Raw genomic sequence first — 16162 nt, forward strand, 5'->3', positions numbered from 1 at the left:
GTCCTCCTTATGCTGCGGTCTGCTTGAACGTGACATCAAGATCGAACGACGACGCCCAGTTCACTGACGGCGCGTTCACCGCGGACCCACCTTGAAGATTGACTCGTGGGAAAAAGCGTTTGGTTTTGCCACGCAGCTCTGGCTTGATGTAGGCAGTATCTGCCACACGCATGGTCATTGTGTGTCCACCTGCTTTTTCGGCGATGTCCCAATTGCTGAGTTGTCCTCGCCACACATCAGGATCAATCGTCGCGCCGACCTGCAACCACATTCCACCAAACACGTTCCCTGCACCGTCTTTCGGGCCTACGAAAAGTTGTGACCAGGTGATGGTGTAGGCCATGTAGGTGGCCCACTCAGGAATATCGATGTCGAGGATTCCCGCGGATTCGGCCTCCGCAGGCCACGTCTGTCCGCCTGTCGGATATGCGCCAGTGTTCGTGATCTGCTTATATCCGGTGCCTGCCTCGGTGAGGTTGATCGCCCGAACGACGCGCTCGCTCATCGGCTGCGCGACCTTTCGCAGGTCCGTGATCGTGCCGGTGATGTTGTCGATAGTGCCCTTCATAGCCGGTATCTTGATGCGTCCGAGCGTGATCGCGGTATCGTTCTCATGCCCGACGACCTGCTGAATACGGGTTGTAGTCGCACTCACTCCGGAGATGACCCGCACATAGATGTACTGCTCATCCGCAAGCAGTTCAAGTGCTGGTTTCGGGTAGGCCGAGCCTGCGGCGTGTGGGTCCTCAACCCGGAGAATTACGAGGTCGTAACGGTCCTGATTCGTAGTGTTTTGCGCGATCGGCACTTCGACCTCACGGAAGATGTTCGCCTGATAGGTCTGAGTCTCCCCGCCAATGAAGCGGCTGCGAATCAAGGCTGAGCCCGTGATGACGCGCACCCCCTGTCCTGGGATCGCGAGCGGCATCACCTTCAGATCAGAGACACCACCAACACCCTCGTTTCCGCGGGTCGCGGTGTGTACGAGCCGCCGCGCGGATTCGGGGGTGTGCTCGGCACCGCCGCCGATGAACCAGCGGTCGATGCCAGCTTCTTGAATGCTGGCCATTTAGATGCTCTCTTTCGTTGTGCGCCACCGCACAGACGCGGTAGCAGTACCTTCGAGTGATGTGCCACGTAGGGCGAGTTCTTGCGGGCCAGGGGCCATCGCAGCGTCAGCGAGCTGCACCGCCCCAGAAGTGAGGACGTTTGCGGCGCGCCCGTTGAGTGTCATGCCTCGATGACCCGGCCTGGTGTCGATCTCGACAACATCGAATGCGCCGAGCGACCGGTTGAGTGGCATGCGCCAACGCGATGTGAGTTCCACCTGCGCCCCGGCCCCGAGCGGGCCTTTCACCGTGACGATGGGCCACGCCGGAACATCGCCCGCAACCGTGAATGGTCGCGCGCGCGAGGACTCGATACTCGTCGACAGAGGTGCTTTGAGGGGTGCTTTCAGTCCGCCCGTTTGCGGGGGTACGAGCCCGACCGTCTGGGTATGCCAGCCACCACCATCCGACATGTCAAACACGCCAGTGCCCGCGGGTACAAAAAGGGCCGAGCCCGTAATGAGCCCGACCCCTTGATGATCGTCATTCCAAGACACACCCCGCGGTCTGCCCTCGATGGCTTGCTCGCCACCCATCACCAACTCACACACCGCGCCAGGAGTGCGGCGCACCGGGTCAGCACGCCACCCCCGCTCAAACGCCTGTCGTGCCGCCCATGCAAGGCGCGCGCACTCATCCGGGCCAGCCGGATAGGTCGTGAAGTCGATCTTGACTGCGATGGCGAGTTGCCCCGACTCGATGAAATCCTGCCCGAAAGCCGTCCCGTCCTGCCGGGGCAACTGGCTATCGTCAGTACGGTACACGTCGCCGGAGACGGTGAGCTTCACGAACTCGACGTCGTGTTCTCGCGTTCCGAAACGTAGGTCGGTTCCCTCGTAGATCAGTTGCCAATCGCCATACATCTAGCGGCCACCTCTCTCGTAAAAATCGAGCCTCGTCTTGAACTCTTCAAACTGGTCACGGGTCACACCCTCACCGATAGAGACCGACCCAATAAGGGGTGCGTCACGGCCACGCTCAACACGCGACACCGTCACCGGAGCCGCTGCAGATGATGCCGAGTTCGTGCGGTTTGCGAGCATGTCACCCCGCGCAAACGCCCGCGTCCCATACACCTGACTAGCTGGAACAACCGGGAACGCCAGACGCTTAAGCGACTCAAGCGCTAGGCCAATGTTTCGTTCACGGAAGGCAGGGTTGCCCGAGATGTAGGCCTCCCACGGGACACCCAACTCTTTCTCCGCGAAATTGTGCAGCTTGCCATCCACGCCGGGCTTCCATATTCCACCGACACGTCCGGCATACATGCCTGAGGGGAAACCGCCTTTTGCGAATTGCTCAACAGTTCCCCCAGATGAAAACCCACTCGTCAGCACAGCGCCAGCGAAGTGCTTCCCCTTGTCAACACTGAAGGTTTCAGTGATGATCTGCACGGTCTTCTGGATCGCGTCTTGTGCCTGGATCGTGTTCCACTTGACCCAGAAAGCCGCATCGTTAGCATCGACAACTGAAGTCTTGCCCGGGATACCTTGGTCAATCACTTTCTGAATTTCGGACATGGCCGACTCGGTATTGCCGTACACATAGGCGGTTTTTCCATCCACTACTTTGACGTTTACGCCATCGATTTCACTGAAGGCGTTCGCGGCATTCGCGTCGATCTCAAGGACTTTTTTGGGAACATATGTGCCATTGATAACGCCCAGAGCGTCGACCACACCCTCTTCCCCAGAAGAGGTAATTTCGACATGCTTTTTGTCAGCGGTCTCTTTCACAGCAAATCCGAGTGCCTTCATGCTGGCAATGGCTTGTTCGTTGCCCTCCGTCTCAATCGTGAGCGTCTTGCCGCTTGGCACTTCAGACAGTTTCGAAAGAAATTGCAAGACCTTTTGGTCTGTCTCGCTGATCGTGTCATTGTCGGTGAGCACAGTCGCGATAAGTGAGGGGATATCAAAGTATGCAGCCGCCACCTTCCGCGCCTGTTCTTCTTGCATCCCACCCGCGACAAGAGACGCTTCCATCTGCTTGATGTTTTCGTTGCCCACCCTGATCGCTGCCTCTATGGCACCTGCGCGGTCATCGTGCGCCATCCTGTCTTCGACTGCTGCTTGGGTCGCAGACTTCATCTTTTCGTTCGCCGCATCGAGCATCCTTTCGAACGAAATGCCCGCCTGCGTCGAGGTGTTGATTTGACCTGAGCCCTCCACAAATGACTTCCAAAGCTGGTTGCCGTTCTCGTCAACCTGCTTCATGGCGTCAGCAATTTGAAGACTGGACTCATTTAGGTCGGTCTGTGATTGCCGAGCAGATTTGGTGCCGCCATTCAGCTCATCTAGAGCTTGAGTAAGAGCCCGAACTCGTGTCTCGGCGTCTTGGGTAATGTCTCGTGCGGCCTCAAGCGCCTCATTGAACCGTTGATTGCTTCGCCCAGCGTCCGTGAGAGCTGCCGCCGCCTCTCGATCAGATTGAATCTTCTCGCGCGTTGCTTGCTGTGCATCTTCAAGAGCTGACTTGTGGTCATCAAGAATCTCCGAGAATTCCTTGACACGGTTCTTTGCGTTGGTGGCATCAGCGGACCAAGTATTGAGGTTTTCATCGCCGGTCGTAGTGGTAGCGATGTGCTTGTCCATTGCAGCGTTCACTCGCTTAAGCGCGTCTTCATTTCCTAGAATTGCATGCTGCATATCTCGATAGGAGATGCCCATTTCATCCGCGAGTGTCTTGGCGCGTGTCTCTCCGAGCTGCGATAGAACAGTGGCTTCAGTCGCTTTCGTCATTGCGCCTGTGGTCTCATTCAGAGTGTCTTTTAGCGCGAGTACCCTACTGTTGTGCTCTTCAACTTTCTGCTGGGCGGCTGCGTTGGCCATCGCCCACGCACCGAGCGCCATTGAGACCGCAGTGATCGCAATGCCGATGGGGTTGCTTAAGAACGCAGTTTTGAGCGCAGTGCCGAGCGTGAGCACGCCGCCCTTTGCGACGTTCGCCACGGACCCAAGTGCGCCTACCCCGCCAGCAATCTCGCCGACCGCTTGCCCTGCACCACGAGCCGCAAGGCTTTGGATGCCATCGCCGACGTTCTGAAGCACACCGCCAAGTGGTCCTGCCGCGCGGTGCATCGCAAGAAACGCCGCTGCTCCAACCAGGACTGGTGCGGGGATCTTCTCGACGATCCCGACAACGACCTTGAGCGCAGACGCAAAAACGTCGACACCGGACGCCACCACAGGGAGTGCCGCATTGAGTGTCCCCGAGAGGGTTGTTGCGAGCTCAGCCACTACAGGTACGAGAGGCTTGCCCGCTTCGAGCACACCCTTCAGCGATTCACGTACCTCGGGGGATGCTGCTGCCATACCCACGAACGCGGCCACGACAGGGTTGGCCGAGATCCCGAGAGTGGTGAGTACCTTCCCGAGCGGTCCAACCTGTGCACCGAGCGCGAGCGTTGCGCCCGCGAGGGCTGCTATTCCGGGTGCGTGATGGCCGAGCTTGTCAAGTGACTGATCAAGCGTCGATGCGTCCCAACGCTGAATCGACATGCGTGCTTTGTCGAGCCCCTCAATGAGGGACGCAAAGAACGGCATCCCCCTCTGGGTGAGGATCGACATGACCGGGATGGCCTGCTTCTCGATAGCCCTGAGTACGTCGGCGACTTGGTTGCCCCACGTGACGGCCATGCCGCCACCCTGAGCAGACACGAACGGCTCCGCGATATGTGCGCCGAGGTCACGGTTTGCGGCCTTGATACGGTCGACCGCACCAGACCACTGTTCCTTGATGCCATCCGCGGCACCACCGTAGGTGGCCCCCATCTGGCCGACAAGCGCTTCGAGCGCCGCGCGCCCGTCGAGGGTGGAGTCGGTGATCGAGTCACGAATGTCGTTGCCGGTGACGCCCCACGCCTTGCCGATAAGCTGCGCGGCGTCGATACCGCGATAGCCGAGTTGGTTCAGGGTTTCGGCAGTCAGTTTGCCCGTCGACTGGACGTTCGCGAGAATGTTGACGACTTCGCTGATTTGCTCGTTCGAGCCACCCATCGCAGCCACCGACTGCTGCACAGCATCCAGTGTCGGGATAACCTTCGCGGCCTCCATACCGAAGCCAAGGAGCTGCTGCTGCGCCGAGATAAACACGGACTTCGAGAAGGGAGAGTTCCTCGCAAAGTCGTCGAGCTTCGACATCTGCTCGTTGGCCTGCTCAGTACCACCGAGCAGCACCTTGAGCGCCGCACGGCTGTTTTGTTGCAGGCTGTTGTAACTGATGCCGGTCTTGGTGAGGATCGCGAGATACGCGCCCGCAGCGGAAACGAGCCCGGTCGTCGCGCCAGCAGCCTTACGTACCGCTGCCGCACCGGCTTCGCCGAAGCTCTTGCCCTTCTGCCCGGCCTCGTTGAGCTTACGCCCAGCATCATCGAGCCCACGATGGAACTCGGGCATCCCGTCGAGCGTGAGGGCAGCACTTAGCCGTCCGACTTCGAAACTCATGTGTCACCGTCTTTCTGATGAAGGCGTGCAAAGGTCGAGCCGGTCACGCTGTCGCGGATACCGAAGAGTGCGAGCACGTACTCGCGCAAAGAACGCCACGGGGTCGCCAAGAGTTCTTGCTCGTCGACGGGGAGGCCCGGATAGAAACGGGCCAAATCAGGGAGCACGTAGCCGCGCCAATGCTCGATCACGTGCCGCCACAGCTCTCGCGAGTCAATGCCCGCGGTATCGCCGTCGGCTTCCTCACGCTCTAGACGGAGGTATTCAGGCCACCAGTCAGGTTCGGCGTAGAAGCCGTCGCCGAGGTGAGCCCCACCCCATCGAGCCATGTCCTCAGAATTTTCCACTGATCGCCCAGCCCGGAGGATTGCATCACGCGTCCGAGGGCTTTTGGGTAGCCACCACCCTCTTCAAGCAGGTCCATGACGGCATCGATGCCGCCACCGCCCGTGTTCCACAAGATCGCTGCCTGAGACACCACCGTGGCGCGCGCAGACCGCAGCTTGTCGAACTCCGCCCAACGCTTGTTGGTGCGCCCCTTCACCGGGACACCGAGTGCAAGCTTCGCGATCTTCTCCGTATCGGAGGCGAGCCGGTCAGCACCGTGCTCGTGGCCGGTGGTGCCCATCGTGATTCCCACGAGGATGGCCTGGATCTCGATGCCGATCTTGCCGGGTACCGGATAAACCATGTAGTCGGTTCCGTCACCGAAATCGATAATGAGGTTGCCATTGAGTTCGCGTGCAGTGGTAGTCATGGTCGTGCTCCTAAAGTGTGTGGGTCGCGCTAAGGGGTGCCTCGGGGCGCGGCACGACCAATGCACGCCCCGAGGGGTCTTGAGATCCGGGTTACGGAGTAGTTGTGAGTGCCGGGTTCGGAACGACCTCGCGGTCACCCTTCGAGGTGAGCGTGAAGCTGAAGAACTCGATGTCGGCGTTGCCCGTGTTCTTCCGCTGGAAGCTGACCTCTGCAGTAAGTTGCCACGAAAGTTCTTCCACCCATTCGTGGTAGACGCGAGCCGCGATGACCTTCTTGGTGGGGTCACCGCCCTTGAGGTTCGCCTGTGCTGCCGCGATCAGCAGTGACATGTACGGGGCGAGCTTCCCCTCCGTGTTCTTGACGGCCTTCGCGTCAAAAGCGATTGTGAACGTCTCACCCACGGTCGGGGTGTCGTCCTGTCCGCGATTCGCGTACGTGGTGCCGTCCGCGGTCTTGGGGGAAGCGTTCGGCTGCAACCCCGTAATGTCAGGGCCAGGGAGCCAAACATATTCGGCGCTCCCCTCTGGGATTGCGGCGACATCGAGCTTGAACTCGTAGGACTGCCCGTTGACGCCCTTTGTCGGGGCGGGAGGTGTATAAACCATGATGTAACTCCTTCTGGGTACAGAAAAACCCCCAGCAGTTGCCAGGGGTTCAGGTGGATTCGGTGGTTAGTCGTCGGCGTATCGGTTGCCGCGAAACTCAAAATTCTGGGTTGTCTCAAGCGACTCGGTCGCGGAGGGTTCACCCCAAGTGGTTGACCCGATCTGGCGTACTCGGTCGAAGTCGAGACCGCCGAGCGTGATCGGTGTCAGGTCGGGGAAGCATGCGCGTATGTCGTCGAGCCAGTCACGCACCTGCAGCGCGCCGAGGCCCGGGTGTCGTGCGCGGATCTGGACGCGGGTACGCTCGATGTTCAGGATGCCTGCCTGCGGCATGTACGGCGTGATCACACACGTTGCTTGCCGGGTCGCTCCGGCCCCGGTCGGTGAATGGTCCAGGTAGATACCTCGCACACCCTCGGGGTAGGGCTCGCCTGTCGGATCGTAGACGGCAAGGCCCGCCTCGTGGATGCGTTCAGCGATCCCCGCCATGAGTTTCGCCGTGTAGTGCTTGGGTGCGTAGCAGGTCATGTTCCGAGCGCCTTCCCGAGCCGATCCGCGATGGCCTGCTGGTACTTCGCTTCGTTCTCCGTGAGCGGGCCTTCGAGGTACTTGGATTGGCCCTCGTCGTGCTGCCAGTCCAGTTCCTCGTGCTGTCGAGCCGCATAGGAAGTGTCATAGGACACATACGCAGTTAAGCTTCCCGCGGTTGCAGGTGTGACCTGTGCCGAGGCGCGCAGTTGGCCGCGGTCGATAGGGGCCAGAGGTACGGAGTCGCCACGCAGCAGCTCGGCGGCATGATTCACCGCTTCGGGTGCTTCGGCTTCCAGCGCCGCAATCGCGGCGTCGCCGTTCCATTCAGTCGTGACACTACTCATGAAAGCTTCACCTCCAACAGATCGCCGATGCGCGGATGCTCATGCCGTTTCACGGACTCGACGTGAGTTTCGCGCTCGTCGACCGTGCCCGCCCACAAGATCACGCGGGATTCAGGAGCCGGGATTGTAGGCACTTCTGACCGTTCAAAGAACACCGTCGAGGGTGCTGTGGTTTCAGCGTCGTATTGATCCGGCTTGATCTTCATCTCGTCGTTGATCTGCGCCCGCTTCACAGCGACCGGCTCCCCATAACTGCGCCCGTTGGCACCGCCACCGAGATAGGGGATCACTTGCACAAGGTTGCGGTGAGGCAGCAGCTTTCCGGGGATGCGCCTAACCATCTTGCACCGTGCCCGGAATCAGACCCGCGAGCCGCAAAATACGGTACGCCTTCGGTGAATACTGCGGGATCGGCTGTGTAGGCTTCGGACCTGACGAGAACGCTCCACCGAACCCGAGCGGGCCAAGACGCACTGACTCGCCTGACCCCATTGCTTCAACCTCATCACCGTGCTCATCGCGGAACTCAGCCTGCGCGCAGGTAGCGTCACGCAGTGCTTCGATCACGCGAGGTTCGGTTGGTGCGCCATCATGGTCGACTCGGTAGATCGCGGTGAGGAGCATCTCGTCGACCTCAAGCGAGGCGTCGCGGAGAAGACGAGCCGCACCCTCAGGCGCTTTGTCGACCTGAAGCCATGTGGCGAAGTCTTTGTCATCGGCGTAGGTGCGGCTCATCTGTCTCACTTCTTTCGCTGTTTCGGTGCAGGCTCAGCGGCCTGCTCGGTTGGGTCGGGTGACGGCTTCTCGGTCGGCACCTTGACGATCCCCGCGGATGCAAACAGCCGCTGCGTCTCGGGACCGACGTTGATGTCGGCGGTCAGCCCATCAACAAACGGTGTCCCGCCGAACACGACGCGACCCTGGGGTGCGTTCGAGTCTTTGTAGATGGTCATTACTCGACCGCCTCAGTCTTTGCGCGCGGCCTCTTCCCGGACTCGACCTTGTAGCCGTGACGTTCGAAGTAGGCGAGCGCCCGCGGGTCATCTGTCTCGGCCTCACCGTTCACGAAATCAACGCCCGCAACGTTGCCGGTAAATCCCTTCACAGGGGTGTAAATCTTCGCCATGTTGTTACTCCTCGTTCATGGGTAGATCGGGTGAGTGTGGACCGCACGCGAAGGGTGCGGTCCACACTGCGGACTGCTAGACGGTGAGGTCGCGCAGTACCGCCGCCGACTTGGTTGACTTGAGCGCGACACCCACAGGGCCGAGCTCGACGCCGCCCTCCTGCACTGCCTTCACGTTCGAGAAGTCAGGCAGCCAGGACTCGATGAGCTGGCCTCCCGCGGTCGAGATGGCATGGAAGCCGTCGAGCGCGACACGGTACGCGTACAGGCTCGTCTTGCCCCCAGTAATCGGGATGATCGGGCTGTTGGTGCCCGCTTTGGTGCCGGGATCGGCGAAGAAGATCCCGCCGTAGTTTTCGCGCGTGATCGGTCGACCGTTCGCACCCATCAGGCCCTCAACTGGTTCGCGGTTGTACATGGACGAACGGCGCACGATAGCACGCACCTTCGCGAGCGCCTTGGCGTTGCCGAGGATCACGGTCGGGGTGCCATCAAGCAGCGACAGGAACTCATCAAACAGGTCCAGTGCCTTGTGCGGCGCAGACGGGTCCGTGTCGAGATCCTGCCAGTTTGCTGCCGTGACCATCTCAGTCGAGGAGCCAGCAAGCGCCTTGTCCAGCCCGTCGAAACCATGAGCCTCGACGGCGGTGTCACCGTTGATAACGGCATCCTGGAACTTCGTCGAGGTGGCCTTGACCTTCTGACGCATGTTCAGAGCGACACCACCAGATGCGGCGGGACCGAGCTTCGCGATCACGCGGTCGATCTGGAACGTGCCACCGAGCACGGCGAGGCCGGTCACGTGGTGTTCGGTCTCGACGTTCACGGGCGTGTACTCGGTGTTGAGTTCACGGAAGTCGGCGGTGGGCTGAGTCTTGAGTCGACGGTACCCGTAGGTCATCGTCGCCCCACCGCCTGCAGGGTTCACGACATCGTCGAAGAGCATCGTGTCGAGCACCACGGATTCTTTGCGGAATTCGTCAATGACGGTGACATCGAGGTCGGTCTGGGTGTTGCGGTTGGCTTCTGCCAGTGTGATCGGCATGGGCTACTCCTTTCGGTTAGGCGCTCATTGCGGCGGCTACGACACCGTCGAGCGTTTTAGGCGTGTTGTTGGTTCCCCCTGATGGGGTTCCCCGGATGTCCCGGGAAGTGTTGGGCCTGCCGCATAAGCGGGGTTCGCGTCGACGAACGTTGTGACCGCTGCGTTGAGTGCGGCGCTATCGGCAAGGTCGACATCCTTGATCGCGGCCTGAAAGCTGGCCGAGTCGAGCAGAAGGGCAGCGTTCGCGATATCGCCTGCGGCGGTGCGTACGGCGCTGTCACGCTGGAACGAAGCAACCTGAGCGGTAGCCTCACCAAGCGCTTTCTCTGCCGCTGCGCGTGCCGCCTGCGCATCCTCAGCCGCCTTGAGCGCGGTCTGGTTCTCGGTCATGAGCTTCTGCACCTGCTCAGGAGTGAAACCCTGGATCTGCTGAGGGGCCGCGGGTGCCTGCGGTGCCGGTGCTGCCGCGGGAGGCGTGGCCTTGCCGAGTGTGGCGAGCATCGCGGCAACATCAGCCGGGGACGCTGCAGAGCTAGCCGCTTCGCCGCCCGCTGGTGCTGCGGGTGCCGCACCGTTCTCGCCATCAGCAAAGCGAATGCCGCGGAGTGCAAGTGGTGCCCGTCCGATAGACCAGCCGACCGTGGCCGGTTCGCCCTGACGAAACGTTGGTGTGTTCATGGGTCGTGCCTCCTCAGGCGTGGTTGGTGCCCGAGAGCGGGCGTTGATGTGACCGTGGGGCGTGCAGGAATCGAACCTGCAGTGCTGACGCAGCCGATTTACAGTCGGCTTCCGATCCACTCGGTACGCCCCGAAACCCTCACCGATATGCGGAGAGGGTGGTGGGAATCGTCTAGGTGACGTATCCTGGACTTGTAGGGGTTCCCGCCCCACCCTTGAAATAACAGGGCAAGTGAAAAGGCGGGCCAGCCCCTACTTTTCTGTCTTCAGGACCACTCGATGCAAGATCCCGCGACTGAACACCCACAGTTCGCGGATGCGACGCTCCGGTGTCCGGTGGTCGTTGTACTTGCCAAGCTGGTTGAGAAGCCCCGGCGACGCGGGGAAATCTTGCAGGTCGATGATGAAGCGATCCTTGACAAAGCCGTGGTTCTCCCACGCCGATGTGACCGCCTTCGAGATGCGGTCGACAATGCTCGAGTTCTTGTTCTTCGTCTTCTTCACTTCCACCTGAATGGCACCGTTCGATCTCCAAATGAAATCGTTCGTGGGCTTGCCGTCGAGGCTCTTCGCGATCAACTTGACCGAATGCCCGCTGTCGGTGAAGCGTTCGTAGAACTCGATCTCGTGCGGGTCCAGATCCCATCCGGCACCGGTCGGGAACCCGAGCGCCCGCTGCCGCTCACCCCATGTCATACGCTCGCGAGACTTCGGCGGTGTCGGCTTCGTGTTGCCGCGAGGGTTCTTGGTGCCACCGTCAGCGAATGGCAACTGTTCACGGAACTCGCGCCGAATCAGGCCCGTATCTCGGACGTGTGCCCTGAGTGCGGCTTGTGCTGCACCTATCTCGTCAGGGCCACCGTCGCGTTTCGCTGAGCGCACGTCACGTTCGAGCTCGCGGAGATGTTCACGGTCTTGCTGTGCTTGCGGGTCGTGCGTCGTGTACTGCGTCGGGTCAGGCCCACCCGGTAGGCCGGGCACGAGCACGCAGCGGCAGTTGGGGTGTCCCCATCCTGATGCGCGCATCTCGTCGAGTGTGCCGTCGACCGTGATCTCGGTAGGTTCCCCAGTGATCGCGTGCGGCACCGTGATTGTGCCTGTTGGTCCGCCATCGGTGACGATCTTCCCCGCCCACGCCCCACACGCCGAGCATGCAGAAACACCGATGACAGGCGTGAAAGTCGTGATCCCTGCCGCCGTCATGGACGCGACTGATTGGTCTCGCCAGGCACGTGCTGCCGCGGTCCTGGTAGCCATCTCCGAGTACGCCCCGATAGTCCAACGCCGGTCAGCCTTGTCGACGAAACCGGTGATGCCGTCTGCGAGGTATTCGTCGAGGATGCGACGGTGGAGTGCCTGCGAGGTCGTCATGCCCGTTAGGAGTGAGCCGACGTGCTTTGAGGTCATCGCCTGGTAGGCGTCGACCGGGGCACGAAGAATGCGGGCGTTGAGTGCTCGCAGGCTGTCGCGTAGATCGAGTTCGACCGCCGCTACCGCATACGCACCACCCGCGGTGAGAGCCGTTACTTGGCTCACACCGCGTGCAGCATATGCCGGGAAGTCGACCAGGACGCGGGCGATCTCCGAACTCGCCCCGCTCGCGGCTTCCTCTGTCGCCCACCTTGCGAGCTCGTCAGGATTGACCTGCTTCACGAGACGTTCGGCCTGCTCACGCAGTTCACGGATCGCGTTGTAGCGGGCAATCGTGTCATCGGGTGCGTCGAGATGCTGCTCAGCGAGCCGCCGCAGCGTCCCTTCGAGCGCTTCCTCGATGCGCCGGTAACGTTCGGCTATCGCATGCCCGAAGTCGTCGATCCAAGCTTGCGGGGAATCGCCAGGCCACTGCTCCATGACGACCCCCTGCCGTTACTCGTGTTTGATGAATGGGTTGCGGCGTGGTTCACGCGCATCGAGGTACTCCGATGCCGACTGCGCGAAAACGCCGCGCTTGAGGGACTGCAGTTGAAGTAACATCTCTTCGGTTTCCTCGCGAAGCGCTTCCCCGAGGACAGCTTTCGCGTCAGCAAGTGTGGCTGCCATGGGTTACTCCTCTTCGTGGTTTGGTTCTTCGTCGACACGGCCTGCGCTGAACGGGTCAGGTGGCATGTTCTCGGTCTTGCGTGCCTGAATCTTTGCCACCTCTTCGGTCACCGCTGTGTCGTCCCAGTCGGGATTCGCGCGGCGCACCGCGGTCTCTGCACTGATCGCACCGGCCACGTTGAGGAGCCCGATAGTCTCGGCTTCAGTCTTCGGGTCCGTGCGTGAAAGCTCAGGGAATACAACGTTGAGGTCGTACCTACCGCCGCCCTTGCCCTTGAAAATGAGCCCGTCAAGTTCGAGCGCCACAGACCCCATACGCGACAGCACGCGCCTGTCGTAAAGGTTCTTCTTCGACCGCGTGCGCTCCGTCTGAGCGCTGCGCTGCTGGATCTCCGTCGCGGTGACCTGTGAACTCTTCTCGTCCGGGTCGCCCCAAGATGAGGGTGAGTAACCTGCTTTGCGGAGGATTTCGCGCATGATGCCGCGCATAGTCTGCTCGTGCTCCTGAACACGGATCGCGAACTGATGAGCGTCGATTGTCAGGTGCTTGTTCGGGTCGCCAGGGATGTTGAGTCCGAGGAACATCTCACGGAAAGCATCAAAGCTCGCACCAGCACCGGGACCATTGGCATGGAGGTACTGTTCAGGGACGATGAGCTTTGCTGACCCGAGCTTTAGGTCACGCATCCATGACGAGAATGCCTCGTCGAGCGCGTCAAAGAGGGGGATGCACTGGTTGAAGTCGCTGCGGCCAGCGTCTGCCAACTGGCCCGACTTACGCCACGACAACGCGGGAGCGTTCGGGAGGTACCCCGCGGTGAGCCGGTCAATCTCGGTCGCGTAGCGTGACTCACCATCAACAATGGCCGCGTAGCCTGCGGTCTCAGGTCGTTCTTCCAACGGCACCCGTTTTCCGAGGCTGGTCTGGTTGCCTTGGAACAGTGCGTGCTCGATATATCCGGGCGCGTGGTGTTCGAGGTGCCGCCAGTACACGTTGCCGTCGACAAACTCAGACCACAGAGTGACCTCGACGAGTCGGCGATGTTTAAACGTGGGGATTGCTGCGTCTGCGGCAGCGTAATCAAGCCACACATGGTCTTCGATGTCGGCATCCCACCGAGGGAGAATGATTGACGCGCCGAGTGCGCTTTTCACTTCACCCATCGAGTTGAGGGTCGCGTGTGCGTCGTCGCTGTTCATGATGAGGTCGAGACGAGTGCGTGCCTTGTCATTGACCTTCGCGCCGTCTGTCACCTCGGCGAAGTCTGTCACCGGAGGGTCGGAGTACTGCAGGTCTGACGCGAGCGTGGCAAGGTCAGCCGCCGCAGGCACGTGAAGCCTGGTGCGCTGTTCACCCTGCGGTACAGGTCGCCCCCAGAACAGGCGCGACGCGACCCCAGCAATCCCGCCACGGTATGGTGCACCGTTGTGGGTGTGCGTCGCGCCCTGCTGCCCCGAGTAGAGCGTTTGTAGCGTCTTCACGTCACCGGTCAGCCAGGCGTCGTTTTCGGCATACTGGTCGTAGGCGGGCCCCCATTCTTTCGGGGGCCAAGGGGCATTCGGTTGAGGCATCGGCATGGCCTGATACTCCTTTCGGTCAGGCCGCGAGGCCGTAGATCTCGTATTGCCATGACCCGACGCACGATTGGATCGCGTACCGTACCGCGTCGCAGTAGTGGTCGTCCTTCTTCACAGGCTTGTCTTCACCGTCTTCTGACGCTTTGCTGTCCCACTCGTACTCGGTAACCTCGCCGAGGAAGCCCGTGCATTTGTCTGTGACGATGAGCTTGTCCTGTGCGAGGAGTGAGGCAACGTTCTTGATGCCGTCGAGCACGGTGTTGTCAGCAGCCCAGGTGGTCGTGCCGTCCGAGAAGAGTTGTGCACGCATGGACGCTGCTGACGGGTCGAGGAAGATGAACTCATGAGTGGGCACAGAGACTTGGCTGTTGCCATGGTCAGTGTGTAGCCACTCACGGAAGCGGCGTGCGAGCTCCACGTCGGGGAGTGTTTCACCGTGATGCTCCGCTGCCGTGTATCCCCACTCGTCGATCAGCACGAGTCGCGGTTTCGGTTCGGCAGTGATGCCCAGCAGAACGGCTGCGGTCGTGTTCGTGGTGCCGTAATCCATCCCCACCGCGAGGGTGCGCGCAATCGGGGGAAGATCAACATGCTTAATCAGATGCCGGTCCTCTGACCACATCTGGTAGATCGCACCCTCAGCGTTGGTCCACTTGCCTTCGATCATGCGCTGATAGAACAAGCCCTCGAACTGGGCTTTCGTGTCGCGCACGTAGTCGGGTTCGAGTGACGGGTTGTCGTCCATCGTGAACGAGAAGTGGATCACGTTCTTCTTCGTGGCCTGCAAGATCCACTTCTTCCGCAGCCAGTGGTTCTTGCTGTCCGGGTTGGTGGTGGCAAGGCAACGTGCACCCTTCACGCGGAGGCGGGTCATGAGCATGTCCCAGAACCCCTCAGGGAGGATGGTCGCTTCGTCGACGTAGGCGAGGCTGACTGTCATGCCACGGATCTTGGTCTCAGACTCGGCGTTGTTCGCACCGTACAGGTGCACCGTGCGTCCGAGGATGCGTGCTGTCTTCGCGCCCGGAGTGTAGGTCACGAACTTCGTGAGCTCACCAAAGATTGCCGGATCGGTGAGTAGCGTGAAGATGTTCGTCTGGATCGTTTCGAGGGTCTTACCCACGATGATGATTCGTCCACTCGTCGACGCATCCAACACCGCGAACAAGAACGCATACAAGCTCACGTAGGTCTTACCTGCTGACACGGCACCGGACCAAATGGCAATCTTCTTGGAGCTACAGTCAGCGATAGAAAGGATCTGTGCTCGTGACATGCACGACAGTACAGGCGCGAACGCATCAGACACGTCTACTCCTCCTGTGGGGTCTCCTCCGGCCTGAGTGCGTCAGCAACAGCCGCGAGACCGTGCTGCAGCGCACGCACAGCAGACTCCGCACCCGACACGTCAGGGTCGCGTTCGACGATGCGTGAGAGCTTGTCGAACGTGATCGCCGCCGTCGTGATGACGTTGCGGCGCACCTCAACGGGGGCCGACTCAAGCTCGTGCTCCTCGTAGTCGTTGTCCTTGCCACCAAAGTTGTACACAAGATAGGGCTCATCGATACGGTCAAGCATGTCTTCGGACGCGGCAAGCATCTTCTCCGCGAGCCTCTGACGGCCAGCAGCAAGATCAATGCTCTTCGCCGCAACAGCGTCAGCAGTCTGCGAACGATCAAACGCGAGGTTGTCTTCTTTCGCCCAACGAGAGATCGTCGACTTCGCGACACCGAGCTCACGAGCGATAGCCGAGAGGGAAAGCTCCTCGGCGTGGAGTTCGTGCATTCGAGCGCGTTTAGGATCGGAACGTTTCACAGTGTTGTTGGTCAAGGTGTGTTCCTCCTTGACTGTTGTGGGTATGAGAAAGGCCCACATCCGAGATGGGATGCAGGCCTTTGGTTTGTG

At 60.7% G+C, this 16162-nt stretch carries 19 protein-coding genes and 1 tRNA gene; all 20 read right to left on the reverse strand.

What is annotated here, in order from left to right; translation table 11 throughout:
* Positions 1 to 7: 7 nt before the first annotated feature.
* Positions 8 to 1069 carry a hypothetical protein gene (locus tag G7068_RS11990; protein WP_166292173.1) on the reverse strand — a complete coding sequence of 354 codons (1062 nt, stop codon included), beginning with the start codon at positions 1067 to 1069 and terminating at the stop codon, positions 8 to 10.
* Positions 1070 to 1972 carry a hypothetical protein gene (locus tag G7068_RS11995; RefSeq protein WP_166292174.1) on the reverse strand — a complete coding sequence of 301 codons (903 nt, stop codon included), beginning with the start codon at positions 1970 to 1972 and terminating at the stop codon, positions 1070 to 1072. It abuts the gene before it with no gap.
* Positions 1973 to 5551 (reverse strand): tape measure protein, encoded by a 3579-nt coding sequence (locus G7068_RS12000; protein WP_166292175.1) that lies wholly within the window; start codon positions 5549 to 5551, stop codon positions 1973 to 1975. It lies immediately after the preceding gene.
* Positions 5548 to 5880: a hypothetical protein gene (locus G7068_RS12005; RefSeq protein WP_166292176.1), complete on the reverse strand. Its 333-nt coding sequence runs from the start codon at positions 5878 to 5880 to the stop codon at positions 5548 to 5550. The genes G7068_RS12000 and G7068_RS12005 overlap by 4 nt, the downstream gene beginning before the upstream one ends.
* A complete protein-coding gene (locus tag G7068_RS12010) occupies positions 5802 to 6308 on the reverse strand; it encodes a hypothetical protein (protein WP_166292177.1) in 507 nt (168 codons plus the stop codon). The genes G7068_RS12005 and G7068_RS12010 overlap by 79 nt, the downstream gene beginning before the upstream one ends.
* A gap of 91 nt (positions 6309 to 6399) precedes the next feature.
* The gene (locus G7068_RS12015) at positions 6400 to 6915 is read right to left on the reverse strand and encodes a phage tail tube protein (protein ID WP_166292178.1); all 516 of its coding nucleotides are present in this window, start codon (positions 6913 to 6915) and stop codon (positions 6400 to 6402) included.
* Between the two features lie 66 nt (positions 6916 to 6981).
* Positions 6982 to 7443 carry a hypothetical protein gene (locus G7068_RS12020; protein WP_166292179.1) on the reverse strand — a complete coding sequence of 154 codons (462 nt, stop codon included), beginning with the start codon at positions 7441 to 7443 and terminating at the stop codon, positions 6982 to 6984.
* Positions 7440 to 7790 carry a hypothetical protein gene (locus G7068_RS12025; RefSeq protein ID WP_166292180.1) on the reverse strand — a complete coding sequence of 117 codons (351 nt, stop codon included), beginning with the start codon at positions 7788 to 7790 and terminating at the stop codon, positions 7440 to 7442. The genes G7068_RS12020 and G7068_RS12025 overlap by 4 nt, the downstream gene beginning before the upstream one ends.
* Positions 7787 to 8131: a hypothetical protein gene (locus tag G7068_RS12030; protein WP_166292181.1), complete on the reverse strand. Its 345-nt coding sequence runs from the start codon at positions 8129 to 8131 to the stop codon at positions 7787 to 7789. The genes G7068_RS12025 and G7068_RS12030 overlap by 4 nt, the downstream gene beginning before the upstream one ends.
* On the reverse strand, positions 8124 to 8525 hold the full coding sequence (locus G7068_RS12035; protein WP_166292182.1) for a head-tail connector protein: 402 nt from the start codon (positions 8523 to 8525) through the stop codon (positions 8124 to 8126). The genes G7068_RS12030 and G7068_RS12035 overlap by 8 nt, the downstream gene beginning before the upstream one ends.
* A 5-nt stretch (positions 8526 to 8530) precedes the next feature.
* Positions 8531 to 8743: a hypothetical protein gene (locus G7068_RS12040; RefSeq protein WP_166292183.1), complete on the reverse strand. Its 213-nt coding sequence runs from the start codon at positions 8741 to 8743 to the stop codon at positions 8531 to 8533.
* Positions 8743 to 8916 carry a hypothetical protein gene (locus G7068_RS12045; RefSeq protein WP_166292184.1) on the reverse strand — a complete coding sequence of 58 codons (174 nt, stop codon included), beginning with the start codon at positions 8914 to 8916 and terminating at the stop codon, positions 8743 to 8745. Before G7068_RS12045 ends, G7068_RS12040 begins: the two co-directional genes overlap by 1 nt.
* Positions 8917 to 8992: 76 nt before the next feature.
* A complete protein-coding gene (locus tag G7068_RS12050; protein WP_166292185.1) occupies positions 8993 to 9961 on the reverse strand; it encodes a major capsid protein in 969 nt (322 codons plus the stop codon).
* A gap of 36 nt (positions 9962 to 9997) precedes the next feature.
* Positions 9998 to 10639 carry a hypothetical protein gene (locus G7068_RS12055; protein WP_166292186.1) on the reverse strand — a complete coding sequence of 214 codons (642 nt, stop codon included), beginning with the start codon at positions 10637 to 10639 and terminating at the stop codon, positions 9998 to 10000.
* Between the two features lie 55 nt (positions 10640 to 10694).
* A tRNA-Tyr gene (locus tag G7068_RS12060) sits at positions 10695 to 10771 on the reverse strand.
* Between the two features lie 120 nt (positions 10772 to 10891).
* Positions 10892 to 12490, reverse strand: coding sequence for a phage minor capsid protein (locus tag G7068_RS12065; RefSeq protein ID WP_166292187.1), 1599 nt, complete (start codon positions 12488 to 12490; stop codon positions 10892 to 10894).
* Between the two features lie 15 nt (positions 12491 to 12505).
* Entirely contained in the window at positions 12506 to 12679 is a 174-nt protein-coding gene (locus G7068_RS12070; protein WP_166292188.1) for a hypothetical protein, read from the reverse strand.
* A 3-nt stretch (positions 12680 to 12682) separates the two neighbouring features.
* On the reverse strand, positions 12683 to 14257 hold the full coding sequence (locus tag G7068_RS12075; RefSeq protein WP_166292189.1) for a phage portal protein: 1575 nt from the start codon (positions 14255 to 14257) through the stop codon (positions 12683 to 12685).
* 19 nt (positions 14258 to 14276) lie between these two features.
* Entirely contained in the window at positions 14277 to 15533 is a 1257-nt protein-coding gene (locus G7068_RS12080) for a PBSX family phage terminase large subunit (protein WP_166292190.1), read from the reverse strand.
* A 35-nt stretch (positions 15534 to 15568) separates the two neighbouring features.
* On the reverse strand, positions 15569 to 16132 hold the full coding sequence (locus G7068_RS12085) for a helix-turn-helix domain-containing protein (RefSeq protein ID WP_280116198.1): 564 nt from the start codon (positions 16130 to 16132) through the stop codon (positions 15569 to 15571).
* Positions 16133 to 16162 lie beyond the last annotated feature (30 nt).

This window comes from Leucobacter viscericola, from assembly GCF_011299575.1.
Taxonomy (GTDB): domain Bacteria; phylum Actinomycetota; class Actinomycetes; order Actinomycetales; family Microbacteriaceae; genus Leucobacter; species Leucobacter viscericola.